Raw genomic sequence first — 21,443 nt, 5'->3', positions numbered from 1 at the left:
GGGGCCCCTAGGCCGGCGGCATGGGCCTCCAGTGGGGGGGCGGCGGTGGCGGCGACGGCGGCGGCGCGTGCGGATTGTTCGGCGGCGGCGGTTCGGGCGCCGCCGGCAATGACGGTGGCAAGGCCACGGGAACAAACACCGGCAACATCACCACGAACGGTATCGCGGCGATCGGCATGCTGGTCGAATCCGTGGGCGGCGGCGGCGGTGACGGCGGCGGCGCGGCCGGCATCGTTTCGATCGGCGGCAGCGGCGGCGGCGGCGGCAAGGGGGGTGAGGTCGATGCCAATGTCGGTGGTATCATCATCACCGGCAACGACGGCAGCGGCGACGGCGCGCATGGCGTGCTCGCGCAGTCCGTCGGCGGCGGCGGCGGCAATGGCGGCTTCGCCCTGTCGGCCGGTCCGATAGCCTCGGTCGCCATCGGCGGCGGCGGCGGTACCGGCGGCAATGGCGGCATCGTCAACGTAAACCAGGCCGGGGCCGGCGCCACGGTCAGCACGCATGGCAGTTCCGCGATCGGCATTCTGGCGCAGTCGGTTGGCGGCGGCGGCGGCAATGGCGGCGGCAGCCTGGCGATCGGCGGCATCGTCTCGGTTTCGGTCGGCGGCAGCGGCAGCGCGGCCGGTGACGGCGACGAGGTCACCTACAACATCGCCAATGCCAAGGTCACGACCAATGGCAGCGATTCGACAGGCATCCTCGTGCAGTCGGTCGGCGGCGGCGGCGGCAATGGCGGTTTCGCGCTGAGCGGCGCCGGCACCGTCGCGGTTGGCGTCGGCGGCAGTGGCGCTGCCGGCGGCATCGGCAAGAAGGTCGATATGACGACCGGCGGGACCGTGGAAACCTTTGGGGTGCGTTCGGCCGGCATCATTGCCCAGTCGCTCGGCGGCGGCGGCGGCAATGGCGGGTTCGTCGTCGCCGGCAGCCTGGGCGTGAGCGTCGGCGTCGGCGGCAAGGGCAGCAAGGGCGGTGACGGCGGCCAGGTCTTCTTCCGCACCGCCGACGGCGCCCAGCAGTCCATCATCACCCATCAGACCGACTCGGTCGGGCTGATCGTGCAGTCGGTCGGCGGCGGCGGCGGCAATGGCGGATTTGTCGGAACGTTCGGCGCCATCGCCAATCTCGGTATCGGCGGTGGTGCCGGCGCCGCCGGTGCCGGCCTGGCGGTCGATGCCACCTACAACGGATCGGTCGAGACATTCGAGCAGCGCTCGGCGGGCATCATCGTGCAGTCGATCGGCGGCGGCGGCGGCAATGGCGGCGGCGTCATCGGCGTCGGCCTCGGGCTGACCGTCGGCATCGGCGGAAACGGCGCGGGCGGCGGCGGCGCCGACACGGCGACGTACAGGTCCTCGCTCACCAACATCACCACGCATGGAGCCGATTCGGCGGGCCTCATCGTGCAGTCGATCGGCGGCGGCGGCGGCAATGGCGGCTTCTCGTTCAACCTTTCGGCCGGGGCGGCGGTCGGCGTCGGCGGCCAGGCCGGAGCCGCGGGCGGCTCAAAAGCCGTCACCGTGACCATTGACGACGGCACCATCCATACGATGAAGGATCGCTCGACCGGCATCCTTGCGCAATCGGTGGGCGGCGGCGGCGGCACCGGCGGCGGCAGCGTCGCCGGCAGCTTCGCGCTCAACATCAGCATTGCCGGCAAGGGCGCCGGCGGCGGCTCCGGCAATACGGTCGACGTCACCAACGGCGCCGACATCACCACGGACGGCATCCAGTCGCACGGCATCCAGGCGCAGTCGATCGGCGGCGGCGGCGGCTCGGGCGGCTTCTCGATCGCCGTCGGCGGGCCTTCGCTCGCGGTCGGCGGCGCGGCCTCGGACGGCGGCAGCGCCATGAAGGTCACGGTGACCAATTCGGGCGTGATCAAGACCAATGGGGACCTGTCGGTCGGCATCCTGGCCCAGGCCATCGGCGGCGGCGGCGGCGATGGCGGCCTGGCGGGCGCCGGCGGACTGTTCACCGCTGTCGGCGTCGGCGGCAAGGGCGGCGGCGGCGGCAATGGCGGCGAGGTCGCTGTCACCAACACCGCCAACATCACGACCAAGGGCGACCTCGCCCACGGCATCATGGCGCAATCGGTCGGCGGCGGCGGCGGCAATGGCGGCAATGCCGGCGCGGTCTCGGTCGGCGCCTTTGTCGGCGTCGGCGTCGCCGTCGGCGGCGACGGCGGCGCGGGCCGCGACGCGATGAAGGTCACGGTCGACCACACCGGCGACATCACCGTCAGCGGCATGGGCGCCAAGGGCATTATCGCGCAGGCCATCGGCGGCGGCGGCGGCAATGGCGGCAAGGCCGTCGCCGGCGCGTTCAGCGCCGGGCTTTACGCGTCCGCGGCCGTGGCGGTGAGCGTCGGCGGCAGCGGCGGCGACGGCGGTTCGGGCGGCGAGGTCTTCCTCAAGGCCAACGGCAACATCGTTTCAGACACCGACAATGCCGGCTCGGGCGGCATCGTGGCGCAATCGATCGGCGGCGGCGGCGGCAATGGCGGCCGCGCCACCTCGATCGCCGGCGCGGTCAGCGACGAGGTCGCCATCAATCTCGGCGTCGCCGTCGGCGGCAGCGGCGGCAATGGCGGCCAGGGCAACAAGGTCACGGTGGAGTCCGGCCTGGTCGGCGGCGGGCAGATCGTCACCCACGGCTTCCAGGCGGTCGGCATCCTGGCGCAGTCGATCGGCGGCGGCGGCGGCAATGGCGGCGACACGTTCGGCGGCGCGGGCGGCTACGGCAACAGCGTGACGATCAGCGCTTCGGTCACCATCGGCGGCAAGGGCGGCGGGTGCATCGGCAACGACCCGACCAAGTGCAACAACGCGGGCGATGTCCACGTCAACAATGCGATGACCGTCTCCACGGACGGCGATGCCTCCAGCGCGATCGTTGCGCAGTCGATCGGCGGCGGCGGCGGCAATGGCGGCACCAGCACCGGCGGCTCGGCCAATGTCGGCGGCGGCGACGGCGTCAACATCGCGGCGAATTTCGCCATGGGCGGCAGCGGCGGCCAAGGCGGCTACGGCAACACGGTCGACGTCATCAACTCAGGTAATTTGACCACGACGGGCGCCTTCTCGTCCGGCATCATGGCGCAATCGATCGGCGGCGGCGGCGGCATAGGCGGCTCCAGCACGGCGAAGTCCTACAACATCGGCGGCACCAGCCAGACCAGCGTCAGCGTCAATATGGGCCTTGGCGGTTCGGGCGGCGGCGCGGCGAACGCCATGAAGGTCACGGTCAACAACACCGGCATCATCAAGACATCGGGCTTCGGCTCGTCCGGCATCATCGCCATGTCGGTCGGCGGCGGCGGCGGCGCTGCCGGCGCGGCGTCCGCTTCCGACGAGGATGTCGGTGGTAGCGGTGGCGGCAGCAGCGACGAAGGCAAGAACGACAATGGCTCGACGACCGTTTCGATCGGCGTGGCTCTAGCGCTTCCGGGCGGCACGGCCGGCAATGGCGGCGAAGTCTCCGTCACCAACGACAACTGGATCATCACCGACGGCGCTTTCTCCTTCGGCATCAGCGCCAGCTCCATCGGCGGCGGCGGCGGTGTCGGCGGCTCGGCTTCGGCCGGCGCCACGGCGGAATACGCGATCGGCGGCGGTATCGCCGGAGCGGGCGGCAGCGCCGGCAACGGCGCCCTGGTCGAAGTCACCAACAACGCAAATGGCGTCATCTGGACCAAGCGGGAGAACTCGATCGGCATCTTCGCGCAGTCGATCGGCGGCGGCGGCGGTTCCGGCGGCGCGGGAAAAAGCACCGGCAGCGACGGCGGCACGGTCGACGTCAAGTTCTCGATGGGCGGGCTGGGCGCCGGCGGCGGCGACGGCGGCGAGGTGCACGTCACCAACAGCGGCATCATCGAAACCGACATGGCCAACTCGCACGGCATCATGGCGCAGTCGATCGGCGGCAGCGGCGGCGTCGGCGGCGCGGCCGCCTCGACGTCGGCCGACGCCAAGGTCTCGATTTCGGCCTCGCTCGGCGGCCTCGGCGGCGATGGCGGCATCGGCAAATTCGTCCATGTGACCAACAACCAGAGCGGCGTCATCGTCACCAATGGCGACAATTCCTACGGCATCTTCGCCCAGTCGATCGGCGGCGGCGGCGGCGCGGCCGGCAGCGGCTCGACCGAGACCGGCAAAGCCGAGGACGTGGCGGTCAACCTGTCGATCGGCGGCATCGGCGGCTCAGGCAGCCGCGGCGGCGACGTCACCGTCGACAACCACGGCGAGATCACGACCCACGGTTATCTGTCGCATGGCATCTTCGCGCAGTCGGTGGGGGGGGGGGGCGGCGCCCCGGGCGCGGCGGCCAGCCCCCCGCCGGCCGACATGAGCATCGGCGGCGCCATTTCCCTGCCCGCGGGCACCGGCGCCAATGGCGGTCATGTCATCGTCAACAATGACGGCGTGATCACCACCAACAAAGATGGCGCGATCGGCATCTTCGCCCAGTCGATCGGCGGCGGCGGCGGTTACGGCGGAACCGTGACGGCCGACACGGCGGGCGACAACTCGGTGGCGTTGCAGATCGGCGGCTTCGGCGGCAGTGGCGGCAATGGCGGCAAGGTCGAGGTCACCGTGTCCGGCCTGATCGAGACGTTCGGCGCGCGCGCCCACGGCGTGGTGGCGCAATCGATCGGCGGCGGCGGCGGTTATGGCGGCGACGCCAGCGGCAAGGCCTCCAATGCGCTGGCCATCGGCGGCCTCGGCGGCAATGGCGGCGACGGCGGCGACGTGACGGTGACGCGCACCGGCGAGATCATCACGCATGGCGTCGATTCCATCGCCATCATCGCGCAGTCGGTCGGCGGCGGCGGCGGCTTCGGCGGCGCGGGCTTCGGCCGCTTCGGCGCCGATGACGACGGCGGCGGGCCGAATGCCATCGGCTTCAACACGCCGGGCGGTACCAAGGGCACCGGCGGGACGGTCACCATCATTCAGTCGGGCGCGATCGAGACCGACGGCGACCGTTCGCACGGCATCGTCGCCCAGGCGGTCGGCGGCGGTGGCGGCGCCGGCGGCAATTCCTCGCTCGACATGAACCAGTCGGCGGCCGGCTCGCAGGGCGGCATCGGCGATGCGGCGGCAGCGACGGCCAGCACCGACAGTCAGGTCTGGGTGAAGGGCGCGAGCTCTTATGCGATGTTCGGCCAGAGCGCGACCGGCCAGGGCAATTCGAACCTCGTCCACCTGACGGCGGGCGGAAATCTCTTCGCGCAGGGCGCCGATTCCGTGGCGGCCTATGGCGAGAGCACGGCGCAGGGCACCAAGGGCAATATCACCATGGACCTGCAGGGCCGGTATACGATCGGCGGCTCCAACACCGGTGTCGCCGTGATGCTGGTCGGCGGGCAGGACAACACCGTCAACAACAACAGCCTGCTCTACGCGATGGGCGCGACGCCGACCTTTTCGATCATGCAGTCGAAACTGGCGGCCTTCAGCGCCTCGCTGCTGGCGCCGGGTCCGGTCGTGCCGGACGACGCGATTCTCGAATCCCTGCTCGGCCAGTTCAGCCCGCTCGCGGTCACCGGCACCTCGGGCAACGATACGTTCAAGAACCAGAAGAGCATCGTCGGCCTTGGCCGCGTGATCGGCAATGTCGATCTCGGCGGCGGCCTCAACGAATTCGACAATTTCGCCGATTCTTCGTTTGTCGGTCTGAAGTCGATCAATCTCGGCGCCGGCGGGATGTTCAAGAACCAGGGCCTGATGACCAATCAGGGCATCGGGGTGGTGGCGGCGGTCGACGTCACCGGCGGCTGGACCCAGGACGCTACCGGCTCCTTCGTCACCGATGTCGATCTCAACAGCCAGACGACCGACAAGCTCGTGCTGACCGAGGCCGGCGACTTCGCCGGCACGGCGCCGCTCAACTTCCTGTCGATCGACAAATTGTTCACGCAATATGCGCTGGCGACGGGCTCGGCGATGACGGATTCCGGCATCACGGCGCAGACGCTACATCCGGCGGTCGGCTTCAACTTCCTGACACGTGTCGACAACGGCACCGACCTGGTGCTCTACGCCGACAATCCGACCTTCCTTGAACTGGCGCAGGATCCGGGCTCCGGCACGACCGATCCAGGCGTGTTCCAGATGGCGCAGTATCTCGACGACGTCGAGGCGGCCTCCAGCCCGGACAATCCGATGGCGCGGCTGATCAACATGCTGCGCTTCTCGCAGACCGAGGCGGAGCTGGGCGCCGCGCTGACCAGACTGACCCCGCATTATGCCGTGCACACCTTCGACATGATCAACCGTTCCACCGACATCATGCTCGACCAGGCGCATGAATGCACCGGCGTCCCGGCCTACAAGAATGCCGACGGCCGCTGCATCTGGGGCACGATCAGCCCGCAGGCCGAATACTCGAGGGACACGGGCGCCGGCACCACCAGCCGCGACGACACGTTGAAGACACTGTCATTCGGCGCCCTCGGCGACGTAGGCAAGAATTGGTCGCTCGGCGTCACCTTCGGCCGCACCGAGTACGATTCCAAGATCGCCAATAACGGCGACCAGCTGTCGGACACGCATGGCGAATCCTGGCAGGCCTATGCGCTGGCGAAATACGAGAGCAACAACTACTTCGTCGACTTCGCGCTCGGCGGCGGCACCGGTTCCTTCAAGGGGGAGCGCGACACCCATATCGATCCGGTCGCCTTCATTCCCGGCGAGACGCTGGACGGTGTCTATCTGCCCGAGGAACTGCTCGACGGCATCGGCAACAGCGTCACCTACAAGCAGGATACGTCCCAGTTCGGCGGTTCGGCGCGGGTCGGCATGACCCATCAGATGGGCGCTTTCTATCTGCAGCCGACGATCCAGTTCGATGCCCGCTGGCTCGACGTCTCCGGCAAGGAGGAGGGCTCGGTCGCGGCCTTCAATTTCGACGGCAGCGGCAGCATGTTCTATGCCGCGACGCCTGCGCTCGAGGTCGGCGCCGACATTCCGGTCAGCGACATCGCCAGTTTCCGCATCTACGGAAAGGCCGGCGTCGAGTTCTCCACCAAGCAGTGGGAGATCGAAGGGCGCTTCGCCGCCGCCGAGAATCTGCCTGGCAACCCAGCATTGCACTTGACGGAAGCCATCGATTCGCCGCTCTATCGCGTCGGCGCCGGGCTGGAGCTCAATGGTGTCAACGGCGTCGGTCTGGCGGTCAGGTACAACGGCGCCTTCGGGCAAACGGTCAAGCAGAACGCGGTCAGTGCGTCTCTGAAGGTCAGCTTCTAGCTGACGCGGGGCGCCGGCCAAGAAGGGATATCATGAACACGAAGTATGCGTATTTCGCGGCGATGCTGGCAGCCGCCTGCATCGCCGGTTTGCCCGCGGCGGGAGTTGCGGCGCAGAATAAGGGCGACAAGGTGGCTGCGCCTGCCGCCGACGCGGCGGCCAAGCCGCAACTGCCGGGCGGCGCCTCGGCGCTGTCGGAAACGCATGGCGACTGGACGGTGAACTGCCAGATCACCGGCACCAACAAGATCTGCAGCCTGTCGCATCAGCAGTTCAACAAGCAGAGCGGCCAGCGGCTGCTGGCGATCGAATTGACGACCAAGACCGGGCAGGACGCCGCCGGCACGCTGGCGCTGCCCTTCGGGCTTGCCTTGGCCAACGGCATCTCGCTCGAGATCGACGACAAGAAGCTGGACGGCACGCTGCAGTTCAACACGTGCCAGGCGGTAGGCTGCCTGGTGCCGGTGACGTTCGATGCCGATACCACGCCGCTCCTGCAGAACGCCACCACGCTGAAGATCAACGCCATCGCGGCCGACACCACGCAGCCGATCTCCTTCACCATCTCGCTCAACGGTTTTGGCAGCGCGCTCGCGCGGACGGCGGATTTGTCGGCGAATTAGTTCGCTGTAGACCGGGCCTCTCGCTTCGTCATCCACGGGCGAAGCAAGGAGCGAAGCGACGCGGCGCAGACCCGAGGATCCATGCCGTGACTTCGAAGCGTTGCGACGGTGCAGAAGTCTGCTCCGCTGCACGCCACGGCAAAGGTCACGGAATGGATCCCAGGGTCTCCGCGACGGAGCTCCGCTCCTGCTTCGCTCTGGGATGACGACCTTGAGATGTTTCGGCCAACCACAGCGGCTTGCCTCAGCTACTCCACCTCGCGCAAACGGTATCCGACACCCGTCTCGGTGATGATATAGCGTGGCTGGTCCGGCGTCTTTTCGATCTTCTGCCGCAACTGCCGGACATAAACCCTGAGATACTGGACGTCGGTCGAGTCGTTCCAGATCTGCTTCATCAGGAACTGATGGGTCAGCACCTTGCCGGCGTATTGCACGAGCATGCGCAGGATGTCGTATTCCTTGGGCGAGAGTTTTACTTCCTTGCCCTCGACCTTGACGATGCGCTTCACCAGGTCGACCGAAAGATCGCCGGTGTGGAACACCGGCTTCTCGCCCTGTTGCTGGAATTTGTGGCGCAGCGCCACGCGGATGCGGGCGACCAGCTCGTTCATGCCGAAGGGTTTGGTCACGTAGTCGTCGGCGCCGAGCTCGAGTGCCGCAACGATGCCGGCCTCGTCGGTGCGGCTCGACAGGATGACGACCGGGATGTCGAGGCCGTCGCCGCGCCACTTGCCGAGTAGCTCGAGGCCGGTCATGCCGGGCAGGCCGAGATCGAGCAGGATCAGGTCGGGCCGCTCGGTCTGCATGAGTTCGATCGCCACCTTGGCGTTCGGCGCCTCGGAAATGGTGTAGCCCTGGCTGCCGAGGCCGACACGCAGCAATTTGCGGATCGGCGGTTCGTCGTCGACGACCAGGATGGAGACGATCTGATTGGTCATGCCGCATCGTCCGTAAGCGGTGCCCCCAGCGCAAGCAAGTCAGCCGGCACCGGCATGCCGATGGTGAAGATCGCGCCCGCCCGGTCGGTGCGGTTGGCCGCCGCGATCGTGCCGCCCATCGCCTCGACGAAGCCGCGGCTGATCGACAGGCCGAGGCCGGTGCCGGCGCGCACCTGGTCGCGCTTGCGTACGCGGTAGAAGGTATCGAATATCCGTTCCAGGTCGTCCGGCGGAATGCCCGGTCCCTCATCCATCACCTGCAGGATGACGGCGCCGTTGTCGACCCAGGCCTGCAGCCGAATGGCCGAGCCGGGTGAAGCGTATTTGGCGGCATTGTCGAGAAGGTTGAACAGCGCCTGCTCGAACAGCACCGGATCGAGCCGCAGCATCGGCAGGTCAGCCGGAATGTCGGTCTCTATTGTGTGCTCGGCGGTGATCTTTTGCGCCCGGTTCAGCGCCGAGCCGACGACATCGCCGACATAATGCAGCGCGTAGTTCGGCTCCATCGCGCCGGACTCGATCCTGGTCATGTCGAGCAGGTTGGTGATGAAGCGGTTCAGCCGTTCCGACTCGCTGACCACCGTCGACAGAAGCTCGGCGCGATCCTTCTCTGGCAGCGCCGGCGCGAATTCCTTCAGCGTGCCGGCCGCGCCCATGATCGCGGCAAGCGGCGTCTTCAAATCATGCGAGATCGAGGTGAGCAGCGCCGAGCGCAGCCGGTCGGCTTCTGCCGCCAGCCTGGCGCGGTCGACATCGGCGACGAGCTGGACGCGCTCGATGGCGACCGCCGCCTGGTCGGCCAAAGCATCGAGCAGGCGCTGCTGCTCGGGCGTCAATAGCGGTCCCTGCTTGTCATTGTCGAGGCCGACCACGCCGATCGCGGTCCGCCCGGTGCGCAGGGGCAGATAGAGGCGTTTTGCGCCGGGCAAGGTGTCGGCGCCGCGGCCGGCGGCGCGGTTGTGCTCCCAGGCCCAGCGCGCGGCCGCGATATCGGCCTCGGCCAAGGTATCGTCCGGCGGATAGCCGGCCTTGACGGTGATGGTGCCGCTTTCCGGCAGAAGCAGCACGACGCGGACTTTCAGCATAGAGGCGATCTGGAAGGCGGTGGCCCACAGCACGTCGTCGAGCGTGCCGGCGCCGGCGAGCTTCTTGGAGAAGGAATAGATGTCCTCCGTGGCGCGCGCCCGCGAGCGCGCGGCGACCGCCTGTCGCTGGACACGAGCGGTGAGATTGCTGGCGATCACGGCGACGACGAGGAAGACCATGAAGGCAACGATGCTTTCCGGGTCCCGGATCGTCAGCGTGTAGCGCGGCTCGAGGAAGAAGTAGTTGAAGCCGAGGGCGCTGATGAAACAGGCGTAGAGCGCCGGCCAGAGTCCGCAGGTCACGGCCGACGTCAGCACGGACAGCAGAAGCACGATCGCGAGATTGCGCACGTCGAGGAACTGATCGAGAACCGCGCTGACGGCCAGCGCGCCGGCGACATAGGCCGTCGAGAACAGATAGGGCCAGATCTGGAAAGTTTTCTGCTCGGGCGCGGCCTTAACGCGTACCGGCGGCGTGTCGGCATCGCGCTCGGCGCCGGAAATGACGTGGACGCTGATGTCGCCGGCATTGCGGATCAGATCATAGGTGAGCGAGCCCTCGATCAGCTCGCGCCAGCGCGAACGGGTCGGCCTGCCGATGACGATGTGGGTAAAATTGTTCGTCGTCGCATGGCGCACGATATCCTGGGCGACGTTCTGGCCGGGAATGGTGGTGATCTCGGCGCCGAGTTGCTCGGCAAGGCGCAGATTCCTGGCCAGGCGGTCCTTGTCCTCCTCGGACAGGCCGGCCAGGCGCGGGGTATCGACATGCAGCGCCGTCCAGGGCGCGCGCAGCCGGTCGGCGAGCCGGCGCGCATAGCGGATGCGGGCCGCTCCGCCGGGCTGCGAGTCGACGCAGACGAGAACCCGCTCGCCGGCCGCCCAGGGACCGGGAATGGCGTGCGACTGCATGTGGTTGAGCAGCTGCTCGTCGACGCGCTGGGCAGTGCGGCGCAGCGCCAGCTCGCGCAGCGCCGTCAGATTGCCCGGGGAAAAATAATTCTCGACGGCGCGCTGCGCGGTGTTGGGGAAATAGACCTTGCCGTCCTGCAGGCGTTTGATCAGGTCGTCGGGGGTGAGGTCGATAACCTCGATGTCGTCGGCCTGGTCGATGACGGAATCGGGAACCGTCTCGCGCACCCTGACGCGCGTGATCTGGGCGACGACGTCGTTCAGGCTCTCGACATGCTGAATGTTGAGCGTGGTGTAGACGTCGATGCCTTGCGCAAGGATCTCCTGCACGTCGAGATAGCGTTTGGGATGCCGGCTGCCGGGCGCATTGGTGTGGGCGAGCTCATCGACCAGGACCAGGGCGGGGCGCCGTTTCAGGATGGCGTCGATGTCCATCTCGTCCAGGGTCTGGCCGCGGTAGTCGACCAGGCGGCGCGGGATCACCTCATAGCCGTCGACGAGGGCCTGGGTTTCCTTGCGGCCGTGCGTCTCGACAATGCCGATCACGACATCGATGCCGTCGGCGCGGCGGGCGCGGCCCGCCATCAGCATCTCGTAGGTCTTGCCGACGCCGGGTGCGGCGCCGAGAAATATGCGCAGACGACCACGGCCTTCCCGCTCGGCATGCTCGAGCAGCGCGTCGGGGGAGGGCCTGGAATCGTTGCTTCGGTCGTCGGGCATCACGTCCAATCATAATTGCGCCGGGGGTCGTGTCGATCCCCGGCGCGCGGTTGGGATTATTTCAGGTCATCGAGGGCGAGGTTGAGCGCCAGCACATTGACCACCGGCTCGCCAAGGACGCCGAGCTCGCGGCCCTCGACATGGCTGTCGACCAGCGACTTCACCTTGGCTTCGTCGATGTTGCGGGCCTTGGCCACCCGCGGCACCTGGAAATAGGCGTCCTCGGGGCTGACGTCGGGGTCGAGGCCGCTGCCGGACGTGGTCACCAGGCCCATCGGCACCGGCGCGTTCGGGTTCTCCGCCTTCAGCTTCTCGGCATCGCCCTTGATGCGCTCGATGAGCTTCGGATTGGTCGGGCCGAGATTGGAGCCGCCGGAGGAGCTGGCATCGTAACCGTTGCCGGCAGCCGACGGCCGGCCATGGAAGTAACGGTCATTGGCAAAGGCCTGGCCGATCAGCTCGGAGCCGATGACCTTGCCGTCCCTGGTGATCAGGCTGCCATTGGCCTGGCTCGGGAACAGCGCCTGGGCGATGCCGGTCATGCCGATCGGATAGATCAGGCCGGTCAGCACCGTGAAGAAGACGATCATGACCAAAGCGGGTCTGAGTTGCTTGAGCATCGGAGTTATCCTTATGCGAGGCCGAGGGCGGTGACGATCAGATCGATCGCTTTGATGCCGACGAACGGCACGATGATGCCGCCGAGGCCGTAGATGAGAAGATTGCGGCTGAGCAGGGCGCCGGCGCCGATGGCGCGGTATTTGACGCCTTTCAGCGACAGCGGGATCAGCGCGATGATGATCAGCGCGTTGAAGATGATGGCCGACAGGATGGCGCTCTGCGGCGTTGCCAGATGCATGATGTTGAGCGCTTCGAGCGGTCCGTTTTTCTGCCCGGGCGCGACATAGAAGACTGCGAACATCGCCGGGATGATGGCGAAGTACTTGGCGACGTCGTTGGCGATCGAGAAGGTCGTCAGCGAGCCGCGCGTCATCAAAAGCGCCTTGCCGATCTCGACGATCTCGATCAGCTTGGTCGGGTCGGAGTCGAGGTCGACCATGTTGCCGGCTTCGCGCGCGGCGACCGTGCCGGTGTTCATGGCGACGCCGACATCGGCCTGGGCAAGTGCGGGCGCGTCATTGGTGCCGTCGCCGCACATGGCGACCAGCTTGCCCTTGGCCTGCTCCTCACGGATCAGCGACAGCTTGTTCTCGGGCGTCGCCTGGGCGAGGAAGTCGTCGACGCCGGCTTCCGCCGCGATCGCCGCCGCGGTCAGCGGGTTGTCGCCGGTGATCATCACCGTGCGGATGCCCATCTTGCGCAGCTCGGCGAAACGCTCGGCTATGCCGCCCTTGACGATGTCCTTGAGGTGGACGATGCCGAGCAGACGGCCGTCGCGCTCGACGGCGAGCGGCGTGCCGCCGGCCTTGGCGATCTCGTCGGCGATGGCCTGCAGATCGCGGATCGTGTCGCTCGTCGGCCGCGTGCCGTGGGCCGCTAAAGTCGCCTGGTTGACATGGGCCAGCACCGCGTCGACCGCGCCCTTGCGCACCGAGGAGCCGTCGACATCGACGCCGCTCATGCGGGTCTGCGCGGTGAAAGGCACGAAGGTCGGATGCAAGGCTCCCATGTCACGGGCACGGATGGCGTATTTCTCCTTGGCCAGCACGACGATCGAGCGGCCTTCCGGCGTTTCGTCGGCGAGCGAGGCGAGCTGCGCCGCATCGGCCAGCTCCTGCTCGGTAACGCCCTTGACCGGGCGGAACTCGGTCGCCTGGCGGTTGCCGAGAGTGATCGTGCCGGTCTTGTCGAGGAGCAGCGTATCGACGTCGCCGGCGGCCTCGACGGCGCGGCCGGACATGGCAAGCACGTTGAAGCGCACCAGGCGGTCCATGCCGGCGATGCCGATGGCCGACAGCAGCGCGCCGATCGTGGTCGGGATCAGCGTCACGAAGAGCGCGACGAGGATCGTCACCGAGATGTAGCCGCCCGAATAGGCGGCGAAGCTCGGGATGGTCGCGGTCGCCAGCACGAAGATCAGCGTCATGCCGACGAGCAGGATGTTGAGCGCGATCTCGTTCGGGGTCTTCTGGCGTTCCGCGCCTTCGACCAGCGAGATCATGCGGTCGAGGAAGGTGTGGCCGGACGCGGCGGAAATGCGCACGCGGATCCAGTCGGACAGCACCTGCGTGCCGCCGGTGACGGCGGAGCGGTCGCCGCCGGATTCGCGGATGACCGGCGCGGACTCGCCGGTGATCGCCGCCTCGTTGACCGAGGCCACGCCTTCGACCACCTCGCCGTCCGACGGGATGATGTCGCCGGCTTCGACGAGCACGATGTCGCCGACCTTCAGGCTGGTGCCGGGCACGAGCTTGAACTTGGTGCGGTCCTCGCCGTTGAGCAGCTTGGCCTGGGTTTCGGTGCGCGCCTTGCGCAGCGAGTCGGCCTGCGCCTTGCCACGGCCTTCGGCGACCGCTTCGGCGAAATTGGCGAACAGCACCGTGAACCACAGCCAGATGATGATCTGCAGGGTGAAGCCGAGATCGCCGCCGCCGGTGATCAGGTCGCGAATGAAAAGCACGGTGGTGAGCAGCGAGACGACGGCGACGACGAACATCACCGGGTTCTTGACCAGCGTGCGCGGATCGAGTTTGCGGAAGGCGCCGCCGATGGCGGGCACCAGGATGCGGGCATCCATGATAACAGCGGATTTGGACGAGCTCATTTCGAGACTCCAGTATCGGTGATGTTGGACGGCGCCGGGTGTTCGGTCTTCGGAAATAAATGTGGAAGGCCGGTGGCCAGCAGCCACAGCACGAGCAGCACGGCTGCCATGCCGAGGAAGGTTGAGAGGGTCGGGAAAGGACGAGGCTTCTCGTCCTTTCCGTTGTCGGGGGCTCCGTCACCGGGCTGGTGAGGATCGTTCCGATAAATGTCGTTGAGGCGGGGCATGATCATCTCAGAAGGTCTGGCCATGGACCATCGCCAGGTGTTCGACGACCGGGCCGATCGCCAGGGCCGGGAAGAAGGTGAGGCCGACGACGATCAGGATGACGCCGACCAGCAGTCCGACGAACAGGGGACCGTCGGTCGGGAACGTGCCGGCGGAGGCCGGAACCGTCTTCTTCGCCGCCAGCGAGCCGGCGATGGCCAAAGCCGGAATTATGACGAAGAAGCGACCCACCCACATGGTGATGCCAAGCGTCAGGTTGTACCAGGGCGTGTTGCCGGAAAGGCCGCCGAAGGCCGAGCCGTTGTTCGCGGCCGCCGAGGTGTAAGCATAGAGCACCTCGGAGAAGCCGTGCGGACCGCCATTGGCCATCGAGGCCACGGCGCTCGGCAGCACAACCGCGATGGCTGTGAAGGTCAGCATGACCAAGGGCAAAGCGAGGATGGCGAGCATCGCCATCTTGACTTCCTTGGCCTCGATCTTCTTGCCGAGATATTCCGGCGTGCGGCCGACCATCAGGCCGGCGACGAAGACGGCGACGACGATGAACATTACGATGCCGTAGAAGCCGGCGCCGACGCCGCCGACGATGACTTCGCCAAGCTGCATGTTGATCAGCGGGATCAGGCCGCCAAGTGCTGTGAGGCTGTCATGCATGGCGTTGACGGCGCCGCAGGAGGCGGCCGTGGTGATGACCGCGAACAGCGCCGAGGCGGCGATCCCGAAGCGGCTCTCCTTGCCTTCCATATTGCCGCCGTCGATGCCCAGCGCATGCACCAGCGGGTTGCCCGCGGCCTCGGCCCAATAGCAGATGGCGACGCCGGCGACGAACAGCACGCCCATCGAGGCGAGGATCGCCCAGCCTTGGCGCTGGTTGCCGACCATGCGGCCGAAGACGTTGGTGAGCGCGGCGCCGAGCGCGAAGATCGTCACCATCTGGATCAGGTTGGAGATGGCGTTGGGATTCTCGAACGGATGCGCGGCATTGGCGTTGAAGAAGCCGCCGCCATTGGTGCCTAGCATCTTGATCGCGACCTGCGAAGCGACGGGCCCAAGCGCGATGGTCTGCTTGGCGCCTTCGAGCGTGGTGGCGTCGACATATGGCCCAAGCGTCTGCGGCATGCCGAGCCAGACATAGGCGAGCGTCAGCACGATGCAGATCGGCAGGAGCACGTAGAGCGTGCAGCGGGTGATATCGACCCAGAAATTGCCGATCGACTTGCCGGAAGCCCGGGCGAAGCCGCGGATCAGCGCGACCGCGATGGCGATGCCGACCGCGGCGGACATGAAGTTCTGCACGGTCAGGCCGGCCATCTGCACGAGATAGGACATCGTGCTCTCGCCGCCGTAATTCTGCCAGTTGGTGTTGGTGACGAAAGAGACGGCGGTGTTGAAGGCAAGCCCTTGCTCTACCGCCGGCATCCCCGCCGGATTGTAGGGCAGAACGCCCTGCAGACGCTGCAGGACATAGACCGCGAGGAAGCTGGCCAGGCTGAAGAAGATGATGCCGGCCGCGTAAGCGGTCCAGTGCTGCTCCTCGTTCTCACTGGTTCCCGATATGCGGTAGAGAGCCTGCTCGACGGGGCTAAGGATCGGAGAGAGGAAGGTGCGATCGCCATTGAAGACGCGGTACATGTAGCCGCCGAGCGGCTTCACGAGCAAAAGGACGATCACGCAGTAGAGAAGGATCTGTATCCATCCGTTGAGAGTCATGGGAATAGCTTTCCGTGCCAGGCGCCAGAGGTCAGAAACGTTCTGGGCGGATGAGGGCGTAGGTCAGGTAGACGAGCAGGAACAAGGTCACAGCGCCGCCAAGAAAATAATCGAGAAGCATGGTCCGATCCTTCCGCCTCAGATTCTGTCACAGACTTTGATGTAGGCCAGGGACAGGACGAAGAATAAAACTTCGATCCCGAGAACAATTATGTCCATGAGTGCGTTCCTTGTTTTCATTCCATCTGCGGGCCACAAGACGCGGACCCAAAATCAGCGCAAAAGGCGCGCGTCACCTTGCCGGCGACGGCGCTCAAAGCTTCTGCTCGATGTAAAATATGGACCCGACCGCCATAAAGGATCGAGACGGGGCGGACAGGAAAGATATAGGAATTTTATAGGGGTTTTGGGTGGAAGCGCCTCCCTCCGATGGGATCGCCTGGTCGGCCAATTCAACCGCCTTCGCTGGGGTCAGGCGTGGCAAGCAATGACGTATGAAAGCGGACGGGATTCCCCTCTTGGAAATCCGCAGAATCGATCTGTAACTATCCTACTTTGCCGAGCAAAAAGGGTGAAGCATGGGAGCAATTCGGCTCAAATATTTTGTTATCTAAAGGCATGATTCTCCAGTGTTTTGTTCGCTTGCGATGTCTGTTACTTTCCTACATACTCGGACCGGTTGATTGCCTATGGCCAGCGGGCGGATAATCGCGAAGATGATGGCTCCAGAAGCGGGCTGGGGAGGACTGGCCAATGACCGAAGCTGACAACCAGGTGCTGCGAACGACGGAAGAGGACGGCGACCGGCATGACCATGTCAGGCGCATTCCCGATATCATCTCGCAGGTGAAGGACAGCTATGCAGAACTGCGGCCGGCCGAGCGCCGCGTCGCCGATGTCGTGCTCGACGACGTCAAATATGCGGTCGATGCGTCCAACGCCGCGCTTGCCCAGCGCGCCGGGGTCAGCGAGCCGACGGTGACCCGCTTCTGCCGTGCCATCGGCTGCGACGGCGTGCGCGACTTCAAGCTGAAGCTGGCGCAGAGCCTGGTCGTCGGCGCGCTCTATCTCGCCACCAAGCCGCAACCCACGAACAGCGACAGCGGCATGCCGTTCTGGAACGCCGTGTTCGGCGAAGCGCGGCGGGCGCTGCAGGAGGCGGAGCGGCAGATCGATCCGGGGCAGTTGCAGAAAGCGGCGGAGCTGATCGCCAAGGCGCGGCAAGTGACGGTGTTCGGCCTCGGCGGCAGCTCGTCGGCGCTGGCGCAGGAGACGCAATACCGCCTGTTTCGCTACGGCATCACCATCAGCGCGCAATGCGATCCTTATCTGATGCGCATGACGGCCTCGACGCTGAAGCCCGGCGACCTGGTGATCGCGATCTCGGCGACCGGCCGCACGCGTGAGGTGATCGAGGCGGTGGAGCTCGCCAAGCACTACCGCGCCAACGCGATCTGCGTGACGGCTCCGGATACAGAGCTGACACGGGTCTGCGACGTGCGGCTGACGGTTGCCGTGCCTGAATATCCCGACACGCTGAAGCCGACCGCGTCGCGTTACGCCTTCCTTGCGGCCATCGATCTTCTTGCTGTGGCGACCGCTTACAGGATTGACGGCCCGGCGCGCGAGACCGTGCGCCGGATCAAATACAACGCGCAGATCCACCGGACAGGCAAGGAGATGGAGCCGCTCGGGGATTAGCAGAGTCCCTTCTCCCCTTGTGGAGAAGGTAGATCGGCGCGACAGCGCCGAGACGGATGAGGGGTGTTCCAGCGGAGTGAAACGTTGGCGTTCCCTGGAGCACCCCTCATCCGTCTCGGCGACACCTTCTCCCACAAGGGGAGAAGGGGAAGGCGCCGCCGCCGGCTTCGATAAAGAATTCGAACTGAAGGGAACGACAAAGAATGCTCGACATCGCACCATCGCAACAGGCGGCAACCTGGCTCGGCTCATTCAGCCGGGCGCTCGAGGCCGGCGACGTCGAGGCGGCGACCGGCCTTTTCGTCGAGGACTGCTACTGGCGCGATCTTTTGACCTTCACCTGGAACATCAAGACCATGGAGGGACAGGGCGCGATCCGTGAGATGCTGCGGGCGACGCTGTCCTCGGCGCAGCCGTCGCATTGGCGGCTCTCCGGGGAGCCAAGCGTCGATGACGGCATCGTCGAAGCCTGGTTCGGCTTCGAGACGGCAGTGGCGCGGGGCGAGGGCATCCTGCGGCTCAAGGACGGCCGCTGCCGCACGCTGTTCACGGCGATGAGCGAGCTCAAGGGCTTCGAGGAGCAGAAGGGCCTGGCCCGTCCGCTCGGCATCCGCCACAAGGCAGACCCCAAGCGCGAGACCTGGGCGGAAGCACGGGCGCGTGAGGCGCGCGATCTCGGCGTGCACGAGCAACCCTATTGCCTGGTGATCGGCGGCGGGCAAGGCGGCATCATGCTGGGCGCCCGGCTGCGGCAGCTCGGCGTGCCGACTCTCGTCATCGAGAAGAATGCGCGCGCCGGCGATTCCTGGCGCAACCGCTATCGCTCGCTCGTGCTGCACGATCCGGTCTGGTACGACCATCTGCCCTATGTTCCGTTCCCGGAAAACTGGCCGGTCTTCACGCCCAAGGACAAGATGGGCGACTGGCTGGAAATGTATACGCGCGTCATGGAGCTGAACTATTGGGTCGCCACCAAATGCATCAGCGCCGCCTATGACGAAGCCGAAAAAGTCTGGACCGTGGTGGTCGACCGCGTCGGCCAGCGCATCACGCTGAAGCCGAAGCATATCGTCTTCGCCACCGGCGCTTACGGGCCGCCGCGGCAGATCGAGTTGCCGGGCGCGGGCAGCTTCAAGGGCGAGCTTTTGCATTCCAGCCAGTATGCCACCGGCGAGAAATTCCGCGGCAAACGCGTCGCCGTGATCGGTGCTGCAAGCTCAGGCCACGATGTCAGTGTCGATCTGTGGGAAGCAGGCGCCAATGTGACCATGGTGCAGCGCTCACCGACGACCGTGGTGAAGTCCGACACGCTGATGGAGGTCGGCTTCGAGATCTTTTCGGAGAAGGCGCTGGGGCGCGGCATCACCACCGACAAGGCCGACATGATCGTCGCCTCGACACCCTTCGCCTTGGTGCCGAAGGGCCAGCGAGCGGTCTACGACGTGATCAGGGCGCGCGATGCGGATTTCTACAAGCGCCTCAGCGACAGTGGCTTCGCCATCGACTTCGGCGACGACGAGACAGGGCTGTTGATGAAGGCCTACCGCACCGGCTCGGGCTACTACATCGATGTCGGCGCCTGCGAGTTGATCCTGAACGGCGAGATCAAGGTGAAGAGCGGCGTCGGCATCAAGTCGCTGACGCCGAGCGGCATCCTGTTCGAGGACGGCAGCGAACTAGCCGTCGATGCGATCGTCTGCTGCACCGGCTACCAGTCGATGAACGAGACGGTGGCGGGGATCGTCTCGCGCGAGGTCGCCGACAAGGTCGGCCCGTGCTGGGGCCTCGGCTCCGGCGTCAAGGGCGATCCCGGACCGTGGCAGGGTGAGTTGCGCAACATGTGGAAGCCGACGGCGCAGGAAGCGCTGTGGTTCCACGGCGGCAATCTGGCGCTGTCGCGGTTTTATTCGAAATATGTGGCGCTGCAGCTCAAGGCGCGGATGGAGGGAATAGCGACGCCGGTTTATGGCGAGCCGAGCAACGCAAGGCGTTGAAGCTGCGATCTCCCCCCTTGTGGGGGAGATGGCCGGCAGGCCAGAGGGGGCGCTGTCCCGCCGACGTCTCCAACTAAGGTTCCTCGCCCCCGCCAGAGGCGGGGGAGAGGTGTCCGCGAAGCGGACGGAGAGGGGGCCTTCGTAGGGCGCTCCCCTCTCCGTCTCGGCTTTCGCCGAGCCACCTCTCCCCACTTCGTGGGGCGAGGAACCTGATCCTGCAGGCGCTGCGTTCCTTCGCGCCCCCCTCTGCCCTGCCGGGCATCTCCCCCACGAGGGGGGAGATTGGCCAATCACTTTCCAAGATGCCTGGCCACCACATCCACATGCGTATGACCCGCATGCGGCTCGAAGCGCTCGGTCTCGTTGTGGTCGGGCGCGTCGTTCGGCCACCATTTGCCGCCGATGACGATGCCGTTGGAGACCAGCCGTCGATCCGAAACCAAGGACGCCCCGACAGCGTCGACGAAGGTGAAGCGGCCAGGTTGCTGCCTCAGCACCGCGACATCGCCGATGCCGCCGACCTTCAGCGCGCCGAGCTCGGGCCGGGCAATCGCCCGCGCTGGGTTCACGGTCGCGGCACGCAGCACCTCGACCAGCGGCATGCCGAGCGCCATCAGCTTCGACATGCAGACCAATATATCGAAGGCGGGGCCGTCGACGCAGTAGAGATGCACGTCGCTGGAAATGACGTCGGGCGCCAGGCCCTCGGCCAGCACCGCCTTCGCCACCTCGAAGTCGAAAGAGCCCATGCCGTGGCCGATGTCGAAGATGACGCCGCGCTCGCGGGCGAGGCGCATGTCTGGCCGCACCGCGCCGGAGGCGAAGACCGGAGCGTTGGGAAACGGGCGGAAGCAATGGGTGAGGATGTCGCCGCGGCGGAGCCTCGGCAGCACTTCCGAGCGTCCCGGCGGCGGCTCGTCGATATGCGCCATCAGCGGCAGGCCGGCCTTGTCGGCGGCTTCGAGCGCGAGGTCGACCGGGGCGATGCCGCTGGTGCCGCCGGCATGCTTGCCGGAGCGCACCTTGACGCCGACCACCACATCGGCGTGCTCGCGCACCGCGGCCACCGTCTCGCGCGGCTCGCAGAGCCTGAGATCGCCGCACTCGCCGACCGACACCGTGTTCGCGAAGCCGAAAATGCCGGCAAAGGAGATGTTGACGTAAGCGAGGATGCGGACCGTCGAGCGCTCGATGACGTGGCGACGGAAGCCGAGAAAATTGCCGGCGCCGGCGCTGCCGGCGTCGATGAAGGTGGTGGTGCCGCTCTTGGCGGCGAGCCGGTCGGCGTCGACGCCGAGCGAGGTGCCGCCCCAATAGACATGGCTGTGCAGGTCGATAAGGCCGGGCGTGACGATGCAGTCCCGCGCATCGACGACTTCACCCGCGGCCTCGGCATCGATCGCCGCGTCGATCGCAGCGATACGGCCTTCGGCAATGGCAACATCACGCTGCGCGTCCAGGCCCGACGCGGGGTCGATGACGCGCCCGCCCTTGATCAAAAGATCGAACTGCATCGGTGCCTCCCCGTTGTGTGTTTGTTTCACGCAATTC

At 66.5% G+C, this 21,443-nt stretch carries 12 protein-coding genes; 4 read left to right on the top strand and 8 right to left on the bottom strand.

The window, feature by feature from the left end:
• Positions 1 to 20: 20 nt before the first annotated feature.
• Together KVT37_RS28095 and KVT37_RS28090 are read left to right on the top strand one after the other, a co-directional pair.
• Positions 21 to 7,253, top strand: coding sequence for an autotransporter outer membrane beta-barrel domain-containing protein (locus KVT37_RS28095; protein WP_254634311.1), 7,233 nt, complete (start codon positions 21 to 23; stop codon positions 7,251 to 7,253).
• 32 nt (positions 7,254 to 7,285) lie between these two features.
• Positions 7,286 to 7,876: an invasion associated locus B family protein gene (locus KVT37_RS28090; RefSeq protein WP_217578268.1), complete on the top strand. Its 591-nt coding sequence runs from the start codon at positions 7,286 to 7,288 to the stop codon at positions 7,874 to 7,876.
• A gap of 248 nt (positions 7,877 to 8,124) precedes the next feature.
• Here the strand turns inward: KVT37_RS28090 and KVT37_RS28085 are convergent, their stop codons facing one another.
• From KVT37_RS28085 to KVT37_RS28055, 7 genes are read right to left on the bottom strand one after another with little or no spacing between them, the layout of a single operon-like run.
• Positions 8,125 to 8,817: a response regulator transcription factor gene (locus tag KVT37_RS28085; RefSeq protein ID WP_217578267.1), complete on the bottom strand. Its 693-nt coding sequence runs from the start codon at positions 8,815 to 8,817 to the stop codon at positions 8,125 to 8,127.
• Entirely contained in the window at positions 8,814 to 11,534 is a 2,721-nt protein-coding gene (locus KVT37_RS28080) for a sensor histidine kinase KdpD (protein WP_217578266.1), read from the bottom strand. The genes KVT37_RS28085 and KVT37_RS28080 overlap by 4 nt, the downstream gene beginning before the upstream one ends.
• Before the next feature lie 56 nt (positions 11,535 to 11,590).
• Positions 11,591 to 12,154, bottom strand: coding sequence for a potassium-transporting ATPase subunit KdpC (gene kdpC, locus KVT37_RS28075; protein ID WP_217578265.1), 564 nt, complete (start codon positions 12,152 to 12,154; stop codon positions 11,591 to 11,593).
• Between the two features lie 11 nt (positions 12,155 to 12,165).
• The gene (gene kdpB / locus KVT37_RS28070) at positions 12,166 to 14,259 is read right to left on the bottom strand and encodes a potassium-transporting ATPase subunit KdpB (RefSeq protein WP_217578264.1); all 2,094 of its coding nucleotides are present in this window, start codon (positions 14,257 to 14,259) and stop codon (positions 12,166 to 12,168) included.
• On the bottom strand, positions 14,256 to 14,486 hold the full coding sequence (locus KVT37_RS28065; protein ID WP_217578263.1) for a hypothetical protein: 231 nt from the start codon (positions 14,484 to 14,486) through the stop codon (positions 14,256 to 14,258). Before KVT37_RS28065 ends, kdpB begins: the two co-directional genes overlap by 4 nt.
• Before the next feature lie 7 nt (positions 14,487 to 14,493).
• On the bottom strand, positions 14,494 to 16,197 hold the full coding sequence (gene kdpA, locus KVT37_RS28060) for a potassium-transporting ATPase subunit KdpA (RefSeq protein ID WP_217578262.1): 1,704 nt from the start codon (positions 16,195 to 16,197) through the stop codon (positions 14,494 to 14,496).
• A 31-nt stretch (positions 16,198 to 16,228) separates the two neighbouring features.
• Positions 16,229 to 16,318, bottom strand: coding sequence for a K(+)-transporting ATPase subunit F (locus tag KVT37_RS28055; protein ID WP_112096557.1), 90 nt, complete (start codon positions 16,316 to 16,318; stop codon positions 16,229 to 16,231).
• A 632-nt stretch (positions 16,319 to 16,950) separates the two neighbouring features.
• Between KVT37_RS28055 and KVT37_RS28050 the strand changes: the two genes are divergently transcribed.
• Together KVT37_RS28050 and KVT37_RS28045 are read left to right on the top strand one after the other, a co-directional pair.
• The gene (locus KVT37_RS28050) at positions 16,951 to 17,898 is read left to right on the top strand and encodes a MurR/RpiR family transcriptional regulator (protein WP_217578261.1); all 948 of its coding nucleotides are present in this window, start codon (positions 16,951 to 16,953) and stop codon (positions 17,896 to 17,898) included.
• Between the two features lie 203 nt (positions 17,899 to 18,101).
• On the top strand, positions 18,102 to 19,892 hold the full coding sequence (locus KVT37_RS28045; protein WP_217578260.1) for an NAD(P)/FAD-dependent oxidoreductase: 1,791 nt from the start codon (positions 18,102 to 18,104) through the stop codon (positions 19,890 to 19,892).
• 290 nt (positions 19,893 to 20,182) lie between these two features.
• On the opposite strand, the gene KVT37_RS28040 is transcribed toward KVT37_RS28045, so the two are convergent.
• The gene (locus tag KVT37_RS28040; RefSeq protein WP_217578259.1) at positions 20,183 to 21,406 is read right to left on the bottom strand and encodes an amidohydrolase/deacetylase family metallohydrolase; all 1,224 of its coding nucleotides are present in this window, start codon (positions 21,404 to 21,406) and stop codon (positions 20,183 to 20,185) included.
• Positions 21,407 to 21,443: the final 37 nt, after the last annotated feature.

The organism is Mesorhizobium sp. GbtcB19, assembly GCF_019091085.1.
In the GTDB taxonomy this organism is placed as follows: Bacteria; Pseudomonadota; Alphaproteobacteria; order Rhizobiales; family Rhizobiaceae; genus Mesorhizobium.
Note: the sequence above shows the minus strand (reverse complement) of the source record. Positions and strands in the feature narration are given on the sequence as shown.